At 68.1% G+C, this 19,595-nt stretch carries 19 protein-coding genes, 2 tRNA genes and 1 other RNA gene; 6 read left to right on the top strand and 16 right to left on the bottom strand.

The window, feature by feature from the left end; genetic code table 11:
* Positions 1-10: 10 nt before the first annotated feature.
* Genes HBK84_RS07670 through HBK84_RS07685 form a run of 4 tightly spaced genes read right to left on the bottom strand, consistent with a single transcriptional unit; the run spans position 11 to position 4,195 of the window.
* Entirely contained in the window at positions 11-859 is an 849-nt protein-coding gene (locus tag HBK84_RS07670; RefSeq protein WP_167317862.1) for a glycosyltransferase family 2 protein, read from the bottom strand.
* Positions 856-1,932 (bottom strand): glycosyltransferase, encoded by a 1,077-nt coding sequence (locus HBK84_RS07675; protein WP_167318580.1) that lies wholly within the window; start codon positions 1,930-1,932, stop codon positions 856-858. Before HBK84_RS07675 ends, HBK84_RS07670 begins: the two co-directional genes overlap by 4 nt.
* Positions 1,929-2,990 (bottom strand): glycosyltransferase, encoded by a 1,062-nt coding sequence (locus HBK84_RS07680; RefSeq protein WP_098054551.1) that lies wholly within the window; start codon positions 2,988-2,990, stop codon positions 1,929-1,931. The genes HBK84_RS07675 and HBK84_RS07680 overlap by 4 nt, the downstream gene beginning before the upstream one ends.
* Positions 2,987-4,195 carry a glycosyltransferase gene (locus HBK84_RS07685; RefSeq protein ID WP_167318581.1) on the bottom strand — a complete coding sequence of 403 codons (1,209 nt, stop codon included), beginning with the start codon at positions 4,193-4,195 and terminating at the stop codon, positions 2,987-2,989. Before HBK84_RS07685 ends, HBK84_RS07680 begins: the two co-directional genes overlap by 4 nt.
* Positions 4,196-4,320: 125 nt before the next feature.
* Here HBK84_RS07685 and def point away from each other — a divergent pair, with 125 nt between their 5' ends.
* Positions 4,321-4,890 carry a peptide deformylase gene (gene def / locus HBK84_RS07690; RefSeq protein WP_035961308.1) on the top strand — a complete coding sequence of 190 codons (570 nt, stop codon included), beginning with the start codon at positions 4,321-4,323 and terminating at the stop codon, positions 4,888-4,890.
* A gap of 104 nt (positions 4,891-4,994) precedes the next feature.
* Here the strand turns inward: def and HBK84_RS07695 are convergent, their stop codons facing one another.
* The 4 genes from HBK84_RS07695 to HBK84_RS07710 form a co-directional block, all read right to left on the bottom strand.
* Complete coding sequence (locus tag HBK84_RS07695) at positions 4,995-5,771, bottom strand: YaaA family protein (protein ID WP_167318582.1); 777 nt, start codon at positions 5,769-5,771, stop codon at positions 4,995-4,997.
* Between the two features lie 14 nt (positions 5,772-5,785).
* Positions 5,786-6,164, bottom strand: an RNA gene (gene rnpB, locus HBK84_RS07700) — RNase P RNA component class A.
* Positions 6,165-6,304: 140 nt separating this feature from the next.
* On the bottom strand, positions 6,305-7,033 hold the full coding sequence (locus HBK84_RS07705; protein ID WP_167318583.1) for a zinc ribbon domain-containing protein: 729 nt from the start codon (positions 7,031-7,033) through the stop codon (positions 6,305-6,307).
* A 53-nt stretch (positions 7,034-7,086) separates the two neighbouring features.
* Positions 7,087-7,968, bottom strand: coding sequence for a Nif3-like dinuclear metal center hexameric protein (locus HBK84_RS07710; protein ID WP_144932382.1), 882 nt, complete (start codon positions 7,966-7,968; stop codon positions 7,087-7,089).
* Positions 7,969-8,038: 70 nt separating this feature from the next.
* Here HBK84_RS07710 and msrA point away from each other — a divergent pair, with 70 nt between their 5' ends.
* The 3 genes from msrA to epsC all read left to right on the top strand — a co-directional run bounded on the left by msrA (position 8,039) and on the right by epsC (position 10,312).
* Positions 8,039-8,578 carry a peptide-methionine (S)-S-oxide reductase MsrA gene (msrA, locus tag HBK84_RS07715; protein WP_085105929.1) on the top strand — a complete coding sequence of 180 codons (540 nt, stop codon included), beginning with the start codon at positions 8,039-8,041 and terminating at the stop codon, positions 8,576-8,578.
* 95 nt (positions 8,579-8,673) lie between these two features.
* On the top strand, positions 8,674-9,609 hold the full coding sequence (gene cysK, locus HBK84_RS07720) for a cysteine synthase A (protein ID WP_035961305.1): 936 nt from the start codon (positions 8,674-8,676) through the stop codon (positions 9,607-9,609).
* A 118-nt stretch (positions 9,610-9,727) separates the two neighbouring features.
* Positions 9,728-10,312, top strand: coding sequence for a serine O-acetyltransferase EpsC (gene epsC / locus HBK84_RS07725; protein WP_035961303.1), 585 nt, complete (start codon positions 9,728-9,730; stop codon positions 10,310-10,312).
* A 108-nt stretch (positions 10,313-10,420) separates the two neighbouring features.
* Here epsC and gndA read toward each other — a convergent pair whose 3' ends face one another.
* Positions 10,421-11,878, bottom strand: a complete 1,458-nt coding sequence (gene gndA / locus HBK84_RS07730) for an NADP-dependent phosphogluconate dehydrogenase (protein WP_098054562.1) — start codon at positions 11,876-11,878, stop codon at positions 10,421-10,423.
* Positions 11,879-11,992: 114 nt separating this feature from the next.
* Positions 11,993-12,063, bottom strand: a tRNA-OTHER gene (locus HBK84_RS07735).
* A gap of 208 nt (positions 12,064-12,271) precedes the next feature.
* Here HBK84_RS07735 and HBK84_RS07740 point away from each other — a divergent pair.
* Positions 12,272-12,344, top strand: a tRNA-Val gene (locus tag HBK84_RS07740).
* A gap of 39 nt (positions 12,345-12,383) precedes the next feature.
* On the opposite strand, the gene HBK84_RS07745 is transcribed toward HBK84_RS07740, so the two are convergent.
* Together HBK84_RS07745 and HBK84_RS07750 are read right to left on the bottom strand one after the other, a co-directional pair.
* Positions 12,384-12,743: a hypothetical protein gene (locus HBK84_RS07745; protein ID WP_167318584.1), complete on the bottom strand. Its 360-nt coding sequence runs from the start codon at positions 12,741-12,743 to the stop codon at positions 12,384-12,386.
* A gap of 144 nt (positions 12,744-12,887) precedes the next feature.
* Positions 12,888-13,613: an IS3 family transposase gene (locus HBK84_RS07750; protein WP_167318585.1), complete on the bottom strand. Its 726-nt coding sequence runs from the start codon at positions 13,611-13,613 to the stop codon at positions 12,888-12,890.
* Positions 13,614-13,669: 56 nt separating this feature from the next.
* Here HBK84_RS07750 and HBK84_RS07755 point away from each other — a divergent pair.
* A protein-coding gene (locus tag HBK84_RS07755; RefSeq protein WP_240918877.1) for an IS3 family transposase occupies positions 13,670-14,835 on the top strand; the annotation gives its coding sequence in 2 pieces (ribosomal slippage) (positions 13,670-13,954 and positions 13,957-14,835; 1,164 coding nt in all).
* Positions 14,836-14,850: 15 nt separating this feature from the next.
* Here the strand turns inward: HBK84_RS07755 and HBK84_RS07760 are convergent.
* From HBK84_RS07760 to nrdR, 4 genes are all read right to left on the bottom strand, one after another.
* Positions 14,851-16,905: a DEAD/DEAH box helicase gene (locus HBK84_RS07760; protein ID WP_167318586.1), complete on the bottom strand. Its 2,055-nt coding sequence runs from the start codon at positions 16,903-16,905 to the stop codon at positions 14,851-14,853.
* A gap of 106 nt (positions 16,906-17,011) precedes the next feature.
* Positions 17,012-17,491, bottom strand: a complete 480-nt coding sequence (locus HBK84_RS13135) for a helix-turn-helix domain-containing protein (RefSeq protein ID WP_370520517.1) — start codon at positions 17,489-17,491, stop codon at positions 17,012-17,014.
* A gap of 689 nt (positions 17,492-18,180) precedes the next feature.
* Positions 18,181-18,822: an N-acetyltransferase gene (locus HBK84_RS07770; protein ID WP_167318588.1), complete on the bottom strand. Its 642-nt coding sequence runs from the start codon at positions 18,820-18,822 to the stop codon at positions 18,181-18,183.
* Between the two features lie 95 nt (positions 18,823-18,917).
* A complete protein-coding gene (nrdR, locus tag HBK84_RS07775; RefSeq protein WP_064845143.1) occupies positions 18,918-19,592 on the bottom strand; it encodes a transcriptional regulator NrdR in 675 nt (224 codons plus the stop codon).
* Positions 19,593-19,595 lie beyond the last annotated feature (3 nt).

Raw genomic sequence — 19,595 nt, forward strand, 5'->3', positions numbered from 1 at the left:
AATCGTATGCTCACGCATCATCGGTCGAACCCTGTTCGAAAACGTGCCAGTCCTCCCCCGCGCGTGTCAAGACCCCCAAGTTGCGGAGTTCCCGCAGCCACCCCTCCATGGGGTCGAACCCCCACGTACGGCGGAAGAGGTTGGCGTTGCGGGCGATCGCCGCGGCGTGCTGGACGGGCGGTGACTGGGTCGGGTGGTACTGGTGGTACGCGGCGGCTCCGCCGAGCCACCACAGGCTCCCCCCGCTCGCGGCCAGGCGCTGACCGAAATCCGTGTCCTCGCCCCCGTAGCCCACGTAGCGCTCGTCGAATCCGGCCGCCGCGTGCCACGTCCGTACCGTGGTCGCCATCGTCAGCGACCACAGCATCCGGGGGTCGCCCTCGACCAGTTCCCCGGGCTCCGGCAGCACGCGGGCGGCATGATCCCGTCCCGCGCGGGCGACGCCCTCGGGCGTGTAATCGGCCTCGGTCATTCCCTCCGGGAGGTACTGCACGCGCCCGCTCACCACGGCGCGCTGGTCTGCGAGCCGCTCGAGGGCGCGCGTGTAATCGGCCATCAGGTCACGGTGGGGAAGGCAGTCCACGTCCAGTAGCACCACGGTGTCCGCGCCCAGCTGCTCCGCGCGTGCCACGCCGGCATTGCGCGCGGCGGCCAATGGCAGTTCGACGGCTGGCGGCAGTTCCACGAGGTCGGTGGGCAGTTCCGGCCGTTGCTCGAGCACTCCGCGGATCCCGGGATCGCCCATGCTCACGACCACATGGGTGACCGGGGGTTCGTTCTGCGCGGCCACCCAGTCCCGTTGCCGCCGCAGGTGGGTGTGCCGTCCGCTCACGATCGTGATCAGGGCAGCGGCCGTCACGACGTGACCCCGTGCCGCAGGTCCTCGAGCGCGCGCGCCGCACGGTATGCGCCGTCGCCATGGCGCCACGCGTCCCAGCGGGAGCCGCCGAGTTGCCGGGCACGTGCGAGCAACCGGGGCCATGCGGCGGCGTCGGGCCAGTGCTGCAGGCCCACGCAGATTCCCCCGCGCTCGAGCGCGGCGGCCGTGGCGGCTTGCTCGTCGTGCGGTCGCGGCTGGGCGACGACGACGGCGCGCGAGTGCGCCGCGGACAGCTCCGCCACGGCGTTGTTGCCCCCGTGGGAGACGACGACGTCCGCCTCGTGCAGTTCGCGCCACAGGTCCGGGGAGGGGTTCTCCGGCGAGCGCACGGTCCACGACCACCCGGGGGTCGCCGCGCGAGCCGCCTCGATCTCGGTGTCCCCCACGTCGGTCCCGCCGCGGCCCCAGACCACCAGGACGCGTTGGCCGCCGACGTCGCTCGCGCCGCTCCCGCTCGCACCTCGCGTCGCGGTGCGCTCACCGGGAGCTGGTTCGCCGGAAGAGTACGCGCCGGGAACGTGCTCGGCGGAGGATCCCGGCACCCGCACGGGGACGTCGAAGCGGGAGATGGCCCCCGTGAACGTGGTCTTACGGGTCCATTCCTCGGGCCAATAGGTCTCCGCGGTCTCCCGGGACCACGGCGCGATCAGAGCGGTCGCGGCGTCGTACGCCGCACGGTGGGTGCGGTCGGTGCGATCCCCCCGCATGGCCATGACCACGGTGGGCACACCCATCAGACGCGCGAGCAGGGTGACCTCCGCGGAGGTGTCCGTGACCATGAGTTCCACATCCGAGCGCAAGCGCTGCGCCATGAGACCCATGCGTTCCCGGTACCCGGGATGCTCGAGAGGCGCCCAGTGCAGCACGTCGTTGGCGGTGGGGTCCACGGGGTCCTGGGCGACATCCGGGGGCAGCTGGACCCACTCGCCGGGCCACGCCTCCGGGCGCTCCAGGGAACTGAACCCCGTCACGGGCACCGTGAGTTCCCGGGCGATCTGGGTGGCCCGGTTGCGGTGGCCCAGGCCCTGGTGGTGGATGTAGTACCCAATCACGCGCTCACCAGTTCCCGGTAGAGCGCGGCGTAGGCGTCCACGGTGACGTTGAGGGAACAGTGCTCGAGCGCGTAGTGGCGCACCCTGGTGCGGTCCAGGGCCACCACGCGGGGCAGCTCCGCGACCGCGGACGCCACCGTCTCCACCTCGCTCGCCCCGGGCTGGGACGTGTGCCCACCGGGATCGCGCACGATCTCGCTCAGGCCGCCGCGGGCCACCGCGAGCACGGGCGTGCCACACGCCATGGCCTCCGCGGCCACGAGGCCGTAGGGCTCCTCCCATGCGGGCGTCACGAGGCTCGCGGCGCTATTGCCCACCAGGGTGCGCAGCTGCTGCGTGTCCAGGTGACCCACGTAGGTGATGTCCTCGTTGAGCAACGGCTTCAGCCGCGCCTCGAAGTAGTGCCGATCCGCGATGGGCCCGGCGATCCGCAGTTTCCACCCGGCCTTGCTCGCGATCAGCGCCGCGATGTGCGGGGCCTTCTCCGGGACCACGCGCCCGGACCACACGAGGGCATCCCCGCCGGGTCCCGGTCGCCACTCGTGCGGGTCCACGCCGTTGCGGATCACGCGGGCGGGCGTGACCTTGCTCCACATCTGGGCCACCGAATCGCTCACGGCCACCGTGGGTGCCGTGGGCGTGAGACGCAGCGCGGGTTCGAGCCACGGGGTGGCCGGGGTGTGAAGGGTGGTCAACAGGGGTTGCGGGATGGCCGGGGACATCACGATGGGCAGGAAGTGCAGCGAATTGTTGTGCACCACGTCGATGTCCGGGCGGCGCGCGAAGGCCCGCATGACCTGCAGGTACGAGAAGGTCTCCCGCACCTGCGCCTCCGGTGGCATGGCGACGTCGTTGCGCGCCTCGTCGCTGAGCACGAGCGGTTCCACGTCCAGTTCCTCGATCCCGAGCTCGGGGTCGGAACCCGGCGCAGCGAAGACCACCACCTCCATCCCGCGGCACTTGAGCCCGCGGGCCAGGTGCCATGTGAAGGACTCGAGACCCCCGGAGAACGGCGGGGCGATCGGGAACCGGTCATGCGCGAGCAGTGCCACCTTCATGCGGCGTCCCCTTTCCCGGCCTCCCGGACCACGACGGCGCGGCGGTAGACCTCGGCGTGGGCTGCGGCGATGCGACGTCGTTGTTGGGTGCGTTCCAAGGCGCTCGCCTGCCAGGGCGCGTTCCCGCGCAGACCCGCGAGCGCTTCCCAGATCTGATCGGCGTCCGGCTGACCGTCCCGGTCCCAGTCGAAACGCAGCACACCCGGATGCTGCTCGTGGTAGAACCCCACGGACGGCGCCAGGACATGGGTGCCCAGGTCGTAGCACAGTTCGAGCCACCCGGAATGGGTGCCGAAGCGGTACGCGAGCACCGAGAGATCGAGCCCGCGCAGGTACTCCCACAACTGCTCGTCGGTGTAGAACTCGTGGACGTTGACCTGGACGTTGAGTGTCCGACGCGCGGTCTCCAGTAGCTGACTCACCACGGGGTCGTGGTGCGGGGTGCCCCGGGTGACCACGTCTGTGTGGACGTCGAGCTGCAACCGGATCTCCCCGCGGGACGCGCATTCGAGCAGCACGCGGGCCACCGGCAGTGGGTTCATGTTCGCCCGCATGCTCTTGAGGTTGAGTCCCACCACGGGTACGGATCCCACGGGCGCGTGATCGCGCCACCGGTCTAGCGGGAGCAGGTGCGGGTGCGGGATGACCGTGGCCCGGCGGCCCCAGCACCGCTCGATCACGCGTGCGGCGCCGTCGGTCAGGGTAATCAGTTCGTCGGCGGCCGGGATCAGCACGTCCAGGGCGGCGTCCTGGGCAGCGGGGTCCGTCTGGTGGGGGTTGCGCAAATCGTGCACCGTGTAGACGAACGGTTTGCCCAGCTCGTGCAGGGTGTCCACGATCCGTCGCAGCTCCGCGGGTGAGGTCTGGTCGAACCCGAAGTGCAGGTGGTAGATGTCGAACTCGTGTGCGTGCCGCCGGATCCAGGCCTCGCTCAGCATCACGAGGGGCCACCACGGAGCTCCGGGGACCGGGTGTGCGGGCGCGGGGTCCGGCAACCGGTGGACGGGCTGCACGGCGCCGGGGTCACTGAGGTGCTCGACGTACACGTGACCGTGGGGTAGGGACGCGACCCTCACTCGATGTGACCTCCTGCGCAGAACTGACGTGAACGGATGGGACGCCCGCTGGCTGTGCGGACCGGGAACGGCGCGGGATCCGGCGCCTGAACCGGTTGTGTGCACGGCCCCCGGCGACGATACACACATTACTGATGGTCAGGGACACGATATATTGTCCTCCGTCCGCCCGCCCTCCGCGCGGCCGCGCGGCGTGGGTCCAGGGACCACGCCCACATATGACGTCCACCCGTGAATCCCGAGGTGCTCTCCGCATGACCGTCCGTCCCATTGTGATCTCCGGTAACCCCGTGCTGCATCGCCCCGCGGCCCGGGTGACCACCTTCGACGACGCCCTGCGCGAGCTCGTGGCGGACATGCATGAGACCATGGACGCGTCCCACGGCGTGGGTCTGGCGGCGCCGCAGATCGGGGTGGGGCTGCGGATCTTCACCTACATCTTCGAGAACGAGGACGGTGTGCCCCCGCGCGGCACGCTCGTGAACCCCGTCCTGAGCACCGGGCGGATCTCCGAGACCGCCCCGGACCCGGACGACGAGGCCGAGGGATGCCTCTCGGTGCCCGGCCAGTCCTGGCCCCTCAAGCGGGCGGACTGGGTGCGGATCGCCGGGCAGGACGAGAACGGGGACCTCGTAGCGTTCGAGGCCAACGGCTGGTTCGCCCGGGTCATGCAGCACGAGTACGACCACCTGGACGGGAAGCTGTACGTGGACCGGCTCAACCGCAAGTGGTCCAAGAAGGCCCGCAAGGCCATCTCCGCGGAACAGTGGGGCACGGATTCGACGTGGCTGCCCGGTGTGGACGAGGACCCGTTCGGGCACTGACCCGCTGAGGGGATCCCGCATCACGGACGCGCCGTAGCGGCAGGCCCCGTCTCAGCGCCCTCGTCAGGCGAGCCGGTTGCTGCCCGTGGCTCAGCGCGGCTTGGTTACTGCGGATCCACCACGATCGTGAGCGTGCCCGCCTTGCGGATCGTGGGTTCGGTCAGTTCCACCGTGAACCTCTCGGCCAGCGCCGCGCTCACCTGCTCCACGGTGTCCAGCGGACGCCCCGCTCCCCCGATCTCGCACAGCGCACGGGCCACGAGTCCCCGCGTGTGTTTGGCGTGATGTGACACCACGGACCGGCTCCCGTCCGGCTTGAGCTGCTCGACCCGTACCGTAACGGTCCGCGCGGCGGGAGGTTTCCACGCCGCGGCGTAGGCCGCCGAGCGACAGTCCACGATCACGCCGTCGGCGGCGAGCGCGTTCAGCACCGGGGTCAATCGCGGTTTCCACCACGCACCGAGCTTGCCGGTGTCCGGCAGCGCGGTCCCCATACTCAGGCGGTAGGCGGGAAGGCGGTCGGTGGGTCGCACCGCGCCCCACAGTGCGGAGATCACGAGCAGCGACGCATCGGCGACCTCGCGGGCCTCGGGGGCGAGGGAGCTGACATCCAGCGCGTCGTAGAGCACCCCCGCATAGACGTCGGGGGCGGGCGCGGCAGGTGCGGTCGCGAGTTCACGGTTGCGGGCGACGTCGTCCGCGAGCGACGGCCCCACACCCAGGATCTCTAGGGCGTCCGGGCGTTCGCTGACCTCGGCGAGGTGCTCTGCCAACACTGCGCGATCACGTGAGAGCTCGGGGAAGCTGAGTTCGGCGGGCATGACGGGATTCCCGGTCGCGGGCGCGGTCTTGGACTCGGAGGGAGGCAGCAGAATCAGCACCCCACGAGTGTAGAGGGACAGGTGGGCCTGTGAGCCGGGTTCTGTGCCGCGGGCGGTTACCCGCACCGCGGTGACGACCATCCATCTAGACCGTGCGTTGCCACACGGCTCGAGCAGCCTACCCGGACGCTCGGGCGAGCAGCCCTCGAACGCGCCCTGCATGGCCTTGCTCCGGACGGGGTTTACCGAGCCGCGCCGGTCACCCGGCGCGCTGGTGGTCTCTTACACCACCTTTTCACCCTGACCCGCTCGCGGCGGGCGGTCTGTTTTCTGTGGCACTGTCCTGCGGGTTACCCCGAGTGGGTGTTACCCACCGTCCTGCTCTGCGGAGCCCGGACTTTCCTCGAGACGCCGTCGTTCACGACGACGCCGCGCGGTCGCCCGGCCCACCTGTCCGCCGTCGATCCTACCGCGCCGCCGGGCCACCCGACGCTCAGCGCCTGGCACCCTTGGCGCGGGGCACCCGAGTCAATGCGAGCGGCCGATGAGGAGCGGGCCGCGCAGTTCAGGACCGGACGCGTGCAAGCCCGGGCTCACACCAGGAGCAGCGCGGAACACTCGGGGCACTGGGGCACGGTCTGCGCCGGGGCATTCGTCAGCGCCGCGGCGTCGGCGGGGCTCAACCGGGTGCCGCACGCCCCGCACGTTCCGTTCTCGAAGCGTGCGACGGCGATCCGGCCTCCCCCGCGGGCGGTGCGCAGGCCGTCGTAGCGGTTCAGCAGGGCGGGATCAGTGAACTCCGATACACGCGTGGAGCGCTCCGCGGTCAGCCGCGCGTGCTCCTCTTTGAGCCGGGACAGCTCCGCGTCCCGCTCGGCCACCGCCGCGCGGGCCTCGGCGTCCGCGGCGCGCAGCAGGGGCAGCTTCCGGTCCCGGTCCGCGGTGACCTCCTCGGCGTGGTCCATGGCCTGCAACTGCGCGTCCTCGGCCCGTCCGCGCTGCGCGGTGAGGGTGTCGATCTCGTGCTGGATGCCCATGAGGTCCTTGGCGGAGCCGCCGTGGTTGAGCCGCTCGGTGTCCTTGTCGATCCGGTCCTGGATCCGGGTGACCTCCCGCTCCGCCTCGGCCACCGCCCGCTCGGCCTCCTGCTGGGCGGTCTCGAGGGCGCGGGCCGCCGCGATCGCTTGCGTCCGCCGGGCCATGAGGGAAGCCACCCGCTCGGAGGTCTGCAACTCCTTGGCCCGGGCCATCACGGTGAGCAACCGGGAGTCCACGGACTGGAGTTCCAACAGGGCGGGAAGGGCCGAGCGGGGCGAGGTCATGGCGTTCTCCTGGGGTGCGGCTGGTTGAGTGCGGTGGTAGGTCCGCGTGTGCTTCAGGTCCCGGGCGTGTCGATCCGGAAGTCCCACGGATCGGTGCGCAGCGAGCTGACGGAGGTCTCCACGGCGAATCCCCGCCGCTCGAGTTCGTGCCGCAGGTCCTCGGCGGCCCACGGCAACCACAGGGCCTCGCTCGCGGAGTGGGCGGCGTCGATCAGCGCAGGGGTGCCCGATCCCCCGGGGCCCAGGGCGGCTTCCCGCGCTTCGGAGGCCGGGTGGTGGCGCAGGTCCGCGGTCACGAACACATCCGCCCCGTGGGCCCGGACCTCGTCGAAGAGGGAGTCCCCGGAGCCCCCGCACACCGCCACGGTGCTCACGGGTCGCTCGGGATCGCCGGCCACGCGCAGGCCCTGCGCCGTGGGCGGGATCCGCTGCGCGAGTCGGTCCGCGAGTTCGCGCAGCGTCACCGGCGTGGTCAGGGTCCCCACCCGACCCAGCCCCACGCGGGGGTCCGTGTCGTGCGGGACGAGCGGAGCGGCGTCGTCGGGAGAGACACCGCACGCCGCGATCAGCGCGTCCGACACGCCCCGGCGCGCGGAGTCCGCGTTCGTGTGGCAACACAGCAGGGCGCAGCGGTTCTCGATGAGGTCGTGGATCGCGCGGCCCTTGAACATGTGCGCGGCCACCGACGTGACCCCGCGCAGCAACAGCGGGTGGTGGGTCAGCAACAGGTCCGCGCCCCTGGAGACGGCCTCGTCCACCACGGCGGCCACGGGATCCACCGCGAAGAGGATCCGCCGGATCGGCTGCTCCGCCCGCCCCGTGACGAGCCCGGACGCGTCCCAGTCCTCCTGCAACGGGAAGGGCCACAGAGTGTCCGCGGCGGCGAGCACGTCCTCAAGCGTGGGCGGGGCGTCGGACGGGCGTTCGGTGCTCATGGCCTCATCCTAGGAGTTCGCGCTGGGCGAGCGGCGGGAATCTTCTGGCGCGTCACGCGTTGTACTGGGCATGACTTCATCGACACCGCAGACGTTCGTGCTGGCCGGTGGCTGCTTCTGGTGCCTGGACGCCGTCTACCGCAGGGTGCGCGGCGTGCAGGGGGTGCGCAGTGTGTACACGGGAGGGCACACGGACCACCCCGACTACGAGTCCGTGTGCTCGGGCACCACGGGCCACGCCGAGGCCGTGGAGGTCACGTTCGATCCCTCCGTGGTTCCCGCCGACGTGATTCTGGACCTGTTCTTCACGGGCCACGACCCCACCACGCTCAACCGCCAGGGCTACGACGTGGGCACGCAGTACCGCTCCGCCATGTTCCCCGCCGACGACGAGCAACGGCACCTCTTCGAGGCCGCGATCTCCCGGGCGCAGACACTGTTCGACGATCCCGTGGTGACCACCATCGAGCCGCTCGGGCCCGTGTACGAGGCAGAGGACTTCCACCAGGACTTCTACGGGAACCAACCATTCAACGGCTACTGCCAGGTGATCATCAACCCCAAGCTCGCGAAGGTGCGCCAACATTACGCCGTGTGGCTGAACGACTGAGCCGCCACCCGGGCCACAGATACGCTGGGAAAGATTCTGTGCGGGGACCGGCACGTGTGCCATGCCCCGCGGACCGACTGAACAGGAGACATGTCATGGGCAAGATCTACAACGACGTCACCGAGGTCGTGGGAGGCACTCCCCTCGTCCGCCTGAACCACCTGGACAAGGACCTCCCCGGCAACGTGGCCGTGAAGCTCGAGTTCTACAACCCCGCTAACTCCGTGAAGGACCGGATCGGCAAGGCCATTGTGGATGCCGCCGAGGCCTCCGGCCAGCTCAAGCCCGGTGGGACGATTGTGGAGGGCACCTCCGGTAACACGGGCATCGCCCTGGCCATGGTGGGTGCGGCCCGCGGATACAAGGTCATCCTGACCATGCCCGAGACCATGTCCACCGAACGCCGGGTCATGCTGCGCGCCTACGGTGCGGAGATCGTGCTGACCCCGGGTGCCGACGGCATGCGCGGCGCCGTGGACAAGGCCCAGGAGATCGTGGACTCCTCGGACAACGCGATCCTCGCGAGCCAGTTCGCCAACCCGGCCAACCCCCAGGTGCATTACGAGACCACGGGCCCCGAGATCTGGAACGACTCCGACGGCGCCGTGGACGTCTTCGTGGCCGGTATCGGCACGGGCGGGACCATCTCCGGCGCCGGCAAGTACCTGCGCGAGCAGAAGCCGGACATCCGGCTCGTGGCCGTGGAGCCCTCCGACTCCCCGCTGCTGACCGAGGGCAAGGCCGGCCCCCACAAGATCCAGGGTCTCGGCGCGAACTTCGTCCCGGACGTGCTCGACCGTGAGATCTACGACGACGTCTACGACGTCACCGTGGAGAACTCCGTGAAGTACGCTCGCGAGCTCGGCACCCAGGAAGGCATCCTGGGCGGCATCTCCTCGGGCGCCATCGTGTGGGCCGCCCTGCAAGAGGCCGCCAAAGAGGAGAACCGGGACAAGCTCATCGTCGCCGTGGTGTGCGATTTCGGTGAGCGCTACATCTCCACGATCCTGTACGAAGACATCCGGGGCTGATCCACTCGGCCCGACCGTGCGGGTGTCCGGGATGCGCACCACAAGTGAGGCGCACCCCGGGCACCCGTTCTTCACGGCGGGCGGCCCACCCCGGCACACCACGGAAGAGGAAACACACGTGAGCTTCTGGCGCAGACTCAACGAGGACCTCGACACGGCTCGGACGCACGACCCCGCGGCGCGGTCCAACCTGGAGATCGCTCTGAACTACTCGGGGCTGCACGCCATCTGGGCCCACAGGTTGTCCCACCGGTTGTGGCGTAACCCGGACCGCCGGTTGCTGGCGCGCACCGTGTCCCAGCTCGCCCGCTGGGCCACGGGCGTGGAGATCCACCCGGGCGCCACGATCGGCCGGCGCTTCTTCATCGACCATGGCATGGGTGTGGTGATCGGCGAGACCGCGGAGATCGGTGACGACGTGATGATCTACCACGGCGTGACCCTCGGTGGTCGCTCCTTGGAACCCGTCAAGCGTCACCCCACGATCCAGGACCGCGTGACCATCGGTGCCGGTGCCAAGATCCTGGGTCCCCTGACCGTGGGCCATGATTCCTCTGTGGGCGCCAACGCCGTGGTGGTCAAGGACGTCCCCGAGGACTCGATCGTGACCGGCATCCCCGGCAAGGTGCGCCGGCGCACCCCGGAGAAGCAGGAACCGCTCGTGGACCCCGCAACCTACATCGATCCCGCGATGTGGATCTGAAGCTGACTACCTGACGGGTTCGACGAGAACGGGCCGGGTCCCCACGTGGGGGCCCGGCCCGTTCTCGCTACCACCCCCTGTCTCGGGAGCGGTCGACGGTTCACGTGCTCAGGACACGACCTCGGAGCGGTCCCCGCTCCACAGCACGTGGAAGCTGGAGTCCGGGTCGTCGATGCGCTTGTACGTGTGGGCACCGAAGTAGTCCCGCAGGCCCTGGGTCAGGGCGGCGTTCAGCCGCGGGCGGCGCAGAGCGTCGTAGTACGCGAGCGCGGAGGAGAACACCGGGGCGGGGATGCCACGTTCGACGGCGCGTGCCACCACGCGGCGCCACGACGGCAGTGCGTCCTCGATGGACGTGATGAATTCGGGCGCGAACAGCAGGTTCAACGGGGCCTTGTCCCCCTGGTAGGCGGCCATGATCACGTTGAGCAGTTCGGCGCGGATGATGCAGCCGTTGCGCCACAGGCTCGCGATGGTCGCGAGGTCCAGCTGCCAACCGTACTCCCGCCCGGCCATGGTGAGCATGTCCAGGCCCTGCGCGTAGGACACGAGCTTGGACGCGTACAGCGCCTTGCGCACGTCCTCCACGAACCCGGGGTCCTTCACGACGTCCTCGGTGGTGTCCCCGATGCCGGCTGGCAGCACCTCTTGGGCCTCCTTGCGCATCACGGGCTCGGAAGATGACAGGGCGCGGGCGAACACCGACTCGGCGATCGCGGTGACCGGTGAGCCCAGTTCCAGGGCTTCCTGCACGGTCCAGCGGCCGGTGCCCTTCTGACCCGCGGCGTCCGCGACGACGTCGATGAAGGGCTTGCCCGTCCGGGAGTCCACCTGACGCAGCACCTGCGCGGTGATCTCGATGAGGTAGGAGGACAGCTCGGTGGCGTTCCATTCCTCGAACACGTCCGCCTGCTCGGCGGGCTCCAGTCCGGCCACGGAACGCAGCAGCTCGTGCGCCTCACCGATGACCTGCATGTCCGCGTACTCGATGCCGTTGTGCACCATCTTCACGAAGTGACCCGCGCCGTCAGTGCCGATCCACGCGCAGCACGGAGCGCCGTCGTCCGCCTTGGCGGAGATGTCTTCGAGCATGGGGCCCAGGCTCTTGTAGGACTCCTCGGAACCACCCGGCATGATGGACGGGCCGTTGAGGGCGCCCTCCTCACCGCCGGAGACACCCACGCCCACGAAGTGCAGGCCCTTCTCTGCGCACTCGCGCTCACGACGCCGCGTGTCCTGGAAGTAGGAGTTGCCGCCGTCGATGATGATGTCGCCCTCGTCCAGCAGCGGGGTCAGCTGCTCGATCACGGAATCCACGGGCGCGCCCGCCTTGACCATGATCAGCACGCGGCGCGGCTTCTCGAGGGAATCGACGAGCTCCTCCATGGTCTCGGTGGGGATGAAGTCCCCCTCGGAACCGTGCTCCTCCATGAGGGCCGTGGTCTTGCCCTCGGAACGGTTGTGCAGGGCCACGGTGTACCCGTGGTGCGCGAAGTTGCGGGCCAGGTTGGCGCCCATCACGGCCAGGCCGGTGACGCCGATGTGAGCTTTCTTTTCTGCTGCCATGGTCCCTAGCCTACGCATCTGCCCTGTGGGGTTGCAGCGATTGCCGCCTGTTCCCCCGGACACGCTCGGACATGCAGAAATCCCCGGGACTTGAGTCCCGGGGATTTCTCGAAGTGGTGGAGACCGACGGAATCGAACCGCCGTATCTGTCACGCCCGAAAGCGATCTAGCGCACCAGCGTCCCCTCGAGCAAGACACGTCACCGAGTGCGTTTGCATCATCAGCTTAACGCATCGTGACCGCGCGGTGTCAAACGCGACGCCGAACGGGGAACCTCTGGTGGTCAACATCACACACGGACTCGTGCATCGTGTTGGGTCCCGCCGTGACCTGCGGGTAGGCTGATCCGCAATCGGGTGCTGGCAGCTGGTCCAGTCGTGCCCACCCGATCCCGGGCCTTTAGCTCAGCTGGTAGAGCGCCACGTTTACACCGTGGATGTCATCGGTTCGATCCCGGTAGGGCCCACCGTAGATTGGATGTTCAAACCCGCGACGTCAACGGGCTTTACGTCCTCTCCCGCACGCAGCCTGGCCTCGCCTGGCCTCGTAGGTCAGCGCTGCCGCGTGGAGCGGGGGGGTCGAGCAGCGTGTTGAAAGGCTCGCCTGGGTCCGCATCTACGACGTCGCCGCCGTCGTCCAGCTCGTAGACGTTGATGCGGTCGAAGAACGCCTGGTTGCAGATGCGTCGGAGCGAGTCGTCGATGCTCATGTAGATCGCGTGCATGTCCCTGGCGAGAGCCAGGCAGTCTTCCAGGTGTGCCTTGGCCTGGTCGTACTCGACCTGACCGGCGTCGATGCGCGAGTCGAGGAATGCGAGCCGGCGGGCGATTCGGTCCTGTTCCTCTTTGAGCAAATCGAGTGGCACGGCCCCGGCATGGTGAGCGTGCAGCAGGCTCCGCCGTTCGTCGCGGAGCTTGTCGCGTTCGACCGCTAGGGTGTGCCGTTCGGCCTCGCTCGCAGCGTGGAGGGGAGCCTGACCCGGTTTCTCGGACGGTTGGTGTTGGTTGAATCATGCCGCCGTGGTAGCGGTGGCGTGAAGAGTTTCGAACTCGTGGGGTGAGAGCATCCCGATCCCGCAGTGTCGCCGGCGGGGGTTGTACCAGCCCTCGATCCACTCGAACATCGCCGTCGCGAGGACCTGTTTCGACGGCCACGACCGCCGGTCCAACAGCTCGCACTGCATGGACGACCAGAACGACTCCATCGCCGCGTTGTCCTGGCTCGAGGCGACCCGGCCCATCGACCCGAGCAGCCCGGCCTCGCGGAGTCGGTGTCCGAACAGCCAGCTCGTGTACTGACTGCCCCAGTCCGCGTGAACGATCGTCCCGGGCGGTGGACGGCGCTGCCAACGGGCCATCTGCAACGCGTCGACGACGAGTTCGGTCCGGATGTGGTCCGCGATCGCCCATCCGACGATCCGCCTGCTCCAGGCATCCATCACCGAGCAGCAGTAGACCCAGCCGTCCGCGGCGCGGTGTTGCGTGATGTCTGTGAACCACAGCCGGTCCGGACCCTCGGCATGGAACTGGCGCTGCACCAGATCGTCATGCGTGGCCGGCAAGGGGATGTGACCGCCTTTGCGGCGATGGCACACGCCCTGCAGCCCGTCAGCACGCATCAACCGGGCCACGCGTTTGCGACCACACCGAACACCCAGTTCGACCCGCAGCTCGGGATGGACCCGCGGGGCTCGGTAGGTTCCACGCGAGTGGCGGTGGACCTGGGACTGCCGCATGGATAGGTGACATCTGATCTGGCTTGCCCACCGGGCGGCCTGGAAGGATGTGCACCATGCCCGCTCCCTATCCCCAGGAGTTCCGCGACGATGTCGTGCGGGTGGCCCGGACTCGTGAGAACGGCGTCACCATCGCGCAGATCGCGAAGGACTTCGGCGTCCACGAGATGACGCTCCACAAGTGGATCCGCCAAGCTGACATCGACGACGGCAGCCGCCCCGGCCGGAGCCGTGAGGAGTCGACGGAACTGCGCGATGCGAGGAAGCGGATCCGCCTGCTCGAGCAGGAGAACGAGGTCCTCCGCCGCGCAGCCGCCTATCTCTCCCAGGCGAATCTGCCGGGAAAAGGCTCTACCCGCTCGTGAGCGAGCTCGCCGACGATGGAATCCCCGTCGCGGTGTCCTTGCGGGTCCTGAAGCTCTCGCGCCAGCCCTACTACCGCTGGCGCAAACAGCAGGTCACCGAGGCCGAGCTCACCGAGGCCTACCGCGCCAACGCCCTGCTCGACGCCCACCGCGACGACCCTGCGTTCGGCTACCGATTCCTCGCAGATGAAGCCGCCATCGCTGGCGAGGTGATGAGCCAACGAACAGCGTGGAAGATCTGTCGTGACAACCAGTGGTGGTCAGCCTTCGGCAAGAAGCGCGGCAAGAACGGTAAGCGCCCCGGACCGCCGGTCCACGACGACCTGGTCCGGCGCGACTTTACTGCGGATGACGTCAACGAGCTCTGGCTCACCGACATCACTGAGCACTGGACCGACGAGGGCAAGCTCTACCTCTGCGCCATCAAGGACGCGTTCTCCGGTCGCATCGTCGGCTACTCCATAGACTCCCGGATGAAGGCTCGTCTCGCGGTGAACGCCCTGGACAGCGCAGTATCTCGGCGTGGAGACGCGGCCGGCTGCATAGTGCATTCGGACCGCGGATCCCAGTTCAGATCACGAAAATACGTCCACGCATTGAACGGTCACCACCTCATCGGATCGATGGGCCAGGTCGGTGCCGCCGGCGACAACGCCGCTATGGAATCCTTCTTCGCCCTGCTCCAGAAGAACGTCCTGGACCGAGGCCGCTGGAGGACCCGAGAAGAACTCCGAATCGCGATCGTCACCTGGATCGAACGGACCTATCATCGACGCCGCCGACAGGCTCGCCTGGGCCGATTGACCCCCATCGAATACGAGACCATCATGAACCCAGCCGTGAGCCTTGCGGCCTAACACCCCGACTGTCACCTAAACGTGCATCAGTCCCGGGCGCTCGCGGGCGGGCTCGGGAAGCAGGAACCCCGACATGACGGACTCCAGGGAGATGGACGTGTCCGTGATGGTCGGTCCGACCTGCGTCGCCCAGCGAACCCAGTCGTGGATGTCGCGAGCTTGTTCGTGGCTCCATACGCGCCCCTTGCGAGATGCTCCAAAGCTCACGGCGCGGCTTTCAGCAAAGCCGTGGGCGAAAATGTTGGTCTTCATCTTCGTGCCTCCCTCTCCGCGCCATGCATGAAGTACATCTTGGCCCACATGCATGGAAAAGCGCCGGTTGCGGCTCACTGAGTCGAGGAGGCCGACATTCGTAGGCACTCGGCGTTTGACCTTGGAGAGAATTCGGTACACCGTTTCACCTTTGACTAAGGTGACGTCGTCGCCGCCGACGGCTTTGGCGATGTCTTCATGCATCGAGTCGTTGTTCGTGCTGTTGATGTACAGGAACCCTGCGGCGTCGTCGACATGCACGACGTGAAGGTGGTGGACGAGCTCATTGAAGCTGGAGAAGTCACCCCATCTGACGGGTGTCGCCTCTCGCGAGACCCACCACGCGACCTTGTCCTTGTTGTTGATGCCGATGCGCGTTGTCAGCAATCGGTCCTCGAACAGGTCGTAGATGCTCTCAGGGTCCCAGCTCAGTGGCTTGGTGGACTGGTAGGTCACCGTGCTCATCTTCGGATGAATGCTGCGCATGGCGACTTCGCGGGGGACCGATCCGAACGAAAGCTCGAAGTCGGTTCTGTCCTTCTCCTGTCCGGCGCCGTGCTCGGTCAGATCGCGGATGACTTCGTTCCAATCGGCGTCCTCGCCGTAGAGCTTGCGGAGCCTCTCGTCGACGCCAGCAACTTGCAGGGGGACGAATGCCGAGGCCTCTCCAAGAGACTCGTTGCCCACACGGGTGAAGCGACCGACGAACTGCAGCGTGACGGCAAGGCTCTTCTGCGGGTCATGGATCGCAGCGATCTTCAGCGCCGAGAGATCGAAGCCTTCTCCAAGCATGTTGACGCACACCACGATCCGGCTCTCGCGGTTGAAGAGCCTGTTGCGGTGCTTGCTGCGGGTTGACTCGGCCATGCCGGTGTCGATGCGGATTGGAGCGAACTCTGAGCCGAGTTCCTCGTAGAGCTTGATGATCTCCTTGGCCCGTTCCACGGAGCGGACACGCGCCATCAGAAGGTGATCCAGGCCCGCTTCTACATCGGCCCGCAGTTGCTTGACAGCGGCGCTAGCTACGGCACGGTCGGGATCGGCGAGGTCGATCACTGAGTGGTAGTTGATCCTGGCAAAGTAGCCGTGTTCCTGGGCTAGACGGAGCGGGTAGGCGTAGGCGATGCGGCCGCCGAGGTGACGTCCGTCCTCGCGATACGGAGTCGCCGTGAACTGGACAACTTCCCTCCCATCGAACAGCTCGACGACTTGCCTCCACGTGCGCGCGCCCAAGTGATGCGCTTCGTCGACGAACAGACGTTGGCACGACTTCGCCAGGTACGAACGCGCCTCCTCCGAACACGCATCCAACACCTGTGCGGTCGCCACAACCACGTTGGATCGGGCCAGGACTTGCCGAACCTGGTCGATAGTTTGGAGTCCGCTCGTGAGCACGAGAACGGCGGGACACAAGAAATCTCCGACGACGGCCCGGACGCGAGGCAGCACCCCGAGGGTCACGAACTTCTCCGCGATCTGGGTGCGCAGTGCGTCCGACGGTACGACCACGAGAGTCTGGGCCGGCGAGTGACAGTACGCCGCAAGCATCGTTTCGGTCTTGCCAGTCCCTGTCGGCATCACCACTGTGATCGGTTCATGCTCTTCGGTGGAGCGGTAGGCCAAGATCGCGTGCAGGGCACCGAGTTGCGGCCGGCGGAGCCCGTCTTCTGTTTCGGTCTCTGCTGCGAACCGAAACCGCCCCCGGAGAGCGGTCTCCACGACTTTGCTGTCCTGCGGTTCGTCGGCGTGCGCGCCCGGACCTTCGCTGAGCCACCACAGCTCGTTACCGTCGATGTCGTAGTGCTCGATCGTCGCCACGCGGGTACTCCTTCGTCCCATTTTGCGAAGTACTCCGGTCCCGTGCCGACCTCGACTCCCTGGATCTCAGTATGGCCGCAAGAACAGGAACCGGCCCGCTATTCACTCAGCGCGTGGTCGCTCGCGGGCGACGCCCCCTAGGTCGAAGCTGACCGCCCTCACCCAGCACCGCCTGACGCACAGCATCGTCACCGATGCCCATCCGCCGGGCGACCTGCAAGAGCGTCATCCCGCTCTCGTAGAAGGCTGACACTTGTGCCCGTTCTTCGGCATCCAAGCCCGCGACCCGGACCTCGGCCCCTGCGCGCCGAATGAGTGCCGGGATCGTGCCGCGGTGGACGCCATACTTCGCGCTGATCGCCTTGACGGGCATCCCGGCCTCGTAGTCCGCGATCACCTCGGCTCGCCTTGCGGAGCGCAGGCGTGTTTGAGACTGCGCCCGGTTTTTCGTCACCGGACCGTGTACATCGTGCCTCTCAGACCCCCTCGCACGCGGGTGCCGCCCCTCGGATCCTCTGAGAACACGGCAAATCAACGTCTTGAGCGCCGGACTGGTATTTGAGAACTGTCCGGGAAGGCCCACCACACGTACGACGAACGGACGTCAAGTCCGCCGCGCTGGGGTCGCGGAATGGCCCCGACACCTGTGATCGGTTATCGACAGGTACTCATGCGGCCGTTCTACGGGGTCGTGCGCCCGCTTGGCCTCGGACGCATGACCCAGGTGTCCGATCCCCATAGCTAAAAGGGCGGCCCGGGTGGCGATCGCCCTTTCCTGCTCCCTCTGTGCAGCGCATCATGGCGTGGGTGGTGTGGGCGTGTGCCCTCGGAGTCCCCGTTCTCGGTCACTTATGGCCCAATGTCACGGGCGTGTACGGTTGGACTTCGATTCTCGTCCTCTTGGCCCTGCCCCTACTGTGCGCCTTCGGTGCGACAGTGACCCTACTGGTGACCATTCGTGCGGTTCTGCTCGTCCCCTTCGCGGCGGGTCCGTGGATCACTCACGTACGCTCTGTTGGTCCATTGGCTCATGCTGACCGTGACAATGGTGTGCTTCGGGGACTCCGGCCTATCTCCTAGGTCGAGCGATGCAGGTCTACTGAGACGGTGGGGACTCTCCGAGCACATCGTGGACGGCGTCGTCGACACGAGTATCAACGGCACGTTCCTGAGCCCCGTGGCCGCAGTGATCGCTGGCAGCATCGAACTCGCACAGGTGCGCAAGGCGCATCTCAGGGCGATCTTCGCGGGACCCGGAGGGAACCTTCCGGTCCCTCACGCCACGGGCGGGCGCCACATCCCGATCGCGGGGACCGTCCCGCGGGACGGCACCGGTCCCCGGGAGATGAACCCGAAACGCGAGTAGAAGGGCACGAGGTCCAGCGAGGAGGCCTCCAGGTACGCCCCAGTGTGCTCGCGGTCGATGTGGGCGAGCCGTTCGTTGAGCAGCATGCTCCCCACTCCCGTCCGCTGCAGATCGGGCAGGGTCCCCACGGCCTTGAGGTACCAGTGCGGGGTGGCTGGATGCTGGCGGTGGGCCAGGAACTCGGTCGCAAGGGCATCCGGGAGGCGATCACGGAACACCCGCGCGTAGGCCAGCAGACCCGGAAGCATCCGAGGGATCGAGACCTTGCTTCCGGGGGCCTCCCACAGGGCCACGCCCAACGGACACTCCTCACCCCGCCGCTCGGCGAGATACGCGTGGCCGCCCGCCTGCAGGGTCTCCCGCACGATGCGCTCCCACAGGACGGTCAGGGACCCGATCACGTCACCGGGCGGGAGCAGACCCCCCACGTGGGGGTCCACCGAGAACGCCCGGGCCAGGGTCGCGGCGGCGCGCTGCGTGTCCGCGGCGGCCGCGGGGAGGATGTCGATCTGCTGCGCGGCGTCGTGGTCGGCGCCCTGAGTCGTATGCACAACCAGAGAGTAACAGCACGCCCCTAAGAGCGGGCCGGGTGCCGAACCCGTCCATGACGAGCTCGTTCACCCGGCAGGCAAAGGACGTGCGACGCTCAGAGAAGTCGCGGCTGCGTGGGCGTCTCCGCCGGTTTCTTGGCCCGACGACGCCGCGTCGGAGCGGCCTTTTTCGGTGCCGTGTCGTCCTCGGGGGCCTCCGCGGCAGTGTCCTCCGACGCCGCGTCCGTGCCCTGCGCGGGGCGCCGGCCCGAGCGACGTCGTACGCCACCGTTGGTTCCCGGACCCGCAGCGGGAGGAACGAGGGTCTGCTGACCCGCGAGCTCCGCCTGCTGATCGCGCAGCACGTTGATCGCGCGCTCAAAGTCCTCGAGGTCGTCGAACGCCTGGTACACGGACGCGAACCGCAGGTAGGCCACGACGTCCAGGCGGCGCAGGGGCGGGAGGATGGACAGGCCCACGTCGTGCGCCTCGACCTCCGCACTGCCCGAGGCCCGGATGGATTCCTCGACCTCCTGGGCGAGCATCGCGAGGTCGTCCTCGCTGACGGGGCGACCCTGACATGCCTTGCGCACGCCGTTGACGATCTTCTGGCGGTCGAACGGTTCGGTCACCCCCGAGCGCTTGATCACCGAGATGGTCGTGGTCTCGAGCGTGGAGAAGCGTCGGCCGCACTCGGTGCACCGGCGGCGTCGGCGGATGGATGTGCCGTCGTCCGAGGTGCGCGAATCCACCACCTTGGAGTCGTTGTGCCGGCAGAACGGGCAGTGCACGAC

The sequence above is a fragment of the Kocuria sp. KD4 genome (assembly GCF_011769905.1).
In the GTDB taxonomy this organism is placed as follows: Bacteria; Actinomycetota; Actinomycetes; order Actinomycetales; family Micrococcaceae; genus Kocuria; species Kocuria marina.

Bases quoted from the DNA above. Each gene is read 5' to 3' on its own strand.
- HBK84_RS07680 (WP_098054551.1), bottom strand. From the start codon at position 2,990: ATGAAGGTGGCACTGCTCGCGCATGACCGGTTCCCGATCGCCCCGCCG.
- HBK84_RS07685 (WP_167318581.1), bottom strand. From the start codon at position 4,195: ATGTGTGTATCGTCGCCGGGGGCCGTGCACACAACCGGTTCAGGCGCC.
- def (WP_035961308.1), top strand. From the start codon at position 4,321: ATGACCGTCCGTCCCATTGTGATCTCCGGTAACCCCGTGCTGCATCGC.
- HBK84_RS07705 (WP_167318583.1), bottom strand. From the start codon at position 7,033: ATGACCTCGCCCCGCTCGGCCCTTCCCGCCCTGTTGGAACTCCAGTCC.
- HBK84_RS07710 (WP_144932382.1), bottom strand. From the start codon at position 7,968: ATGAGCACCGAACGCCCGTCCGACGCCCCGCCCACGCTTGAGGACGTG.
- msrA (WP_085105929.1), top strand. From the start codon at position 8,039: ATGACTTCATCGACACCGCAGACGTTCGTGCTGGCCGGTGGCTGCTTC.
- cysK (WP_035961305.1), top strand. From the start codon at position 8,674: ATGGGCAAGATCTACAACGACGTCACCGAGGTCGTGGGAGGCACTCCC.
- gndA (WP_098054562.1), bottom strand. From the start codon at position 11,878: ATGGCAGCAGAAAAGAAAGCTCACATCGGCGTCACCGGCCTGGCCGTG.
- HBK84_RS07750 (WP_167318585.1), bottom strand. From the start codon at position 13,613: ATGCGGCAGTCCCAGGTCCACCGCCACTCGCGTGGAACCTACCGAGCC.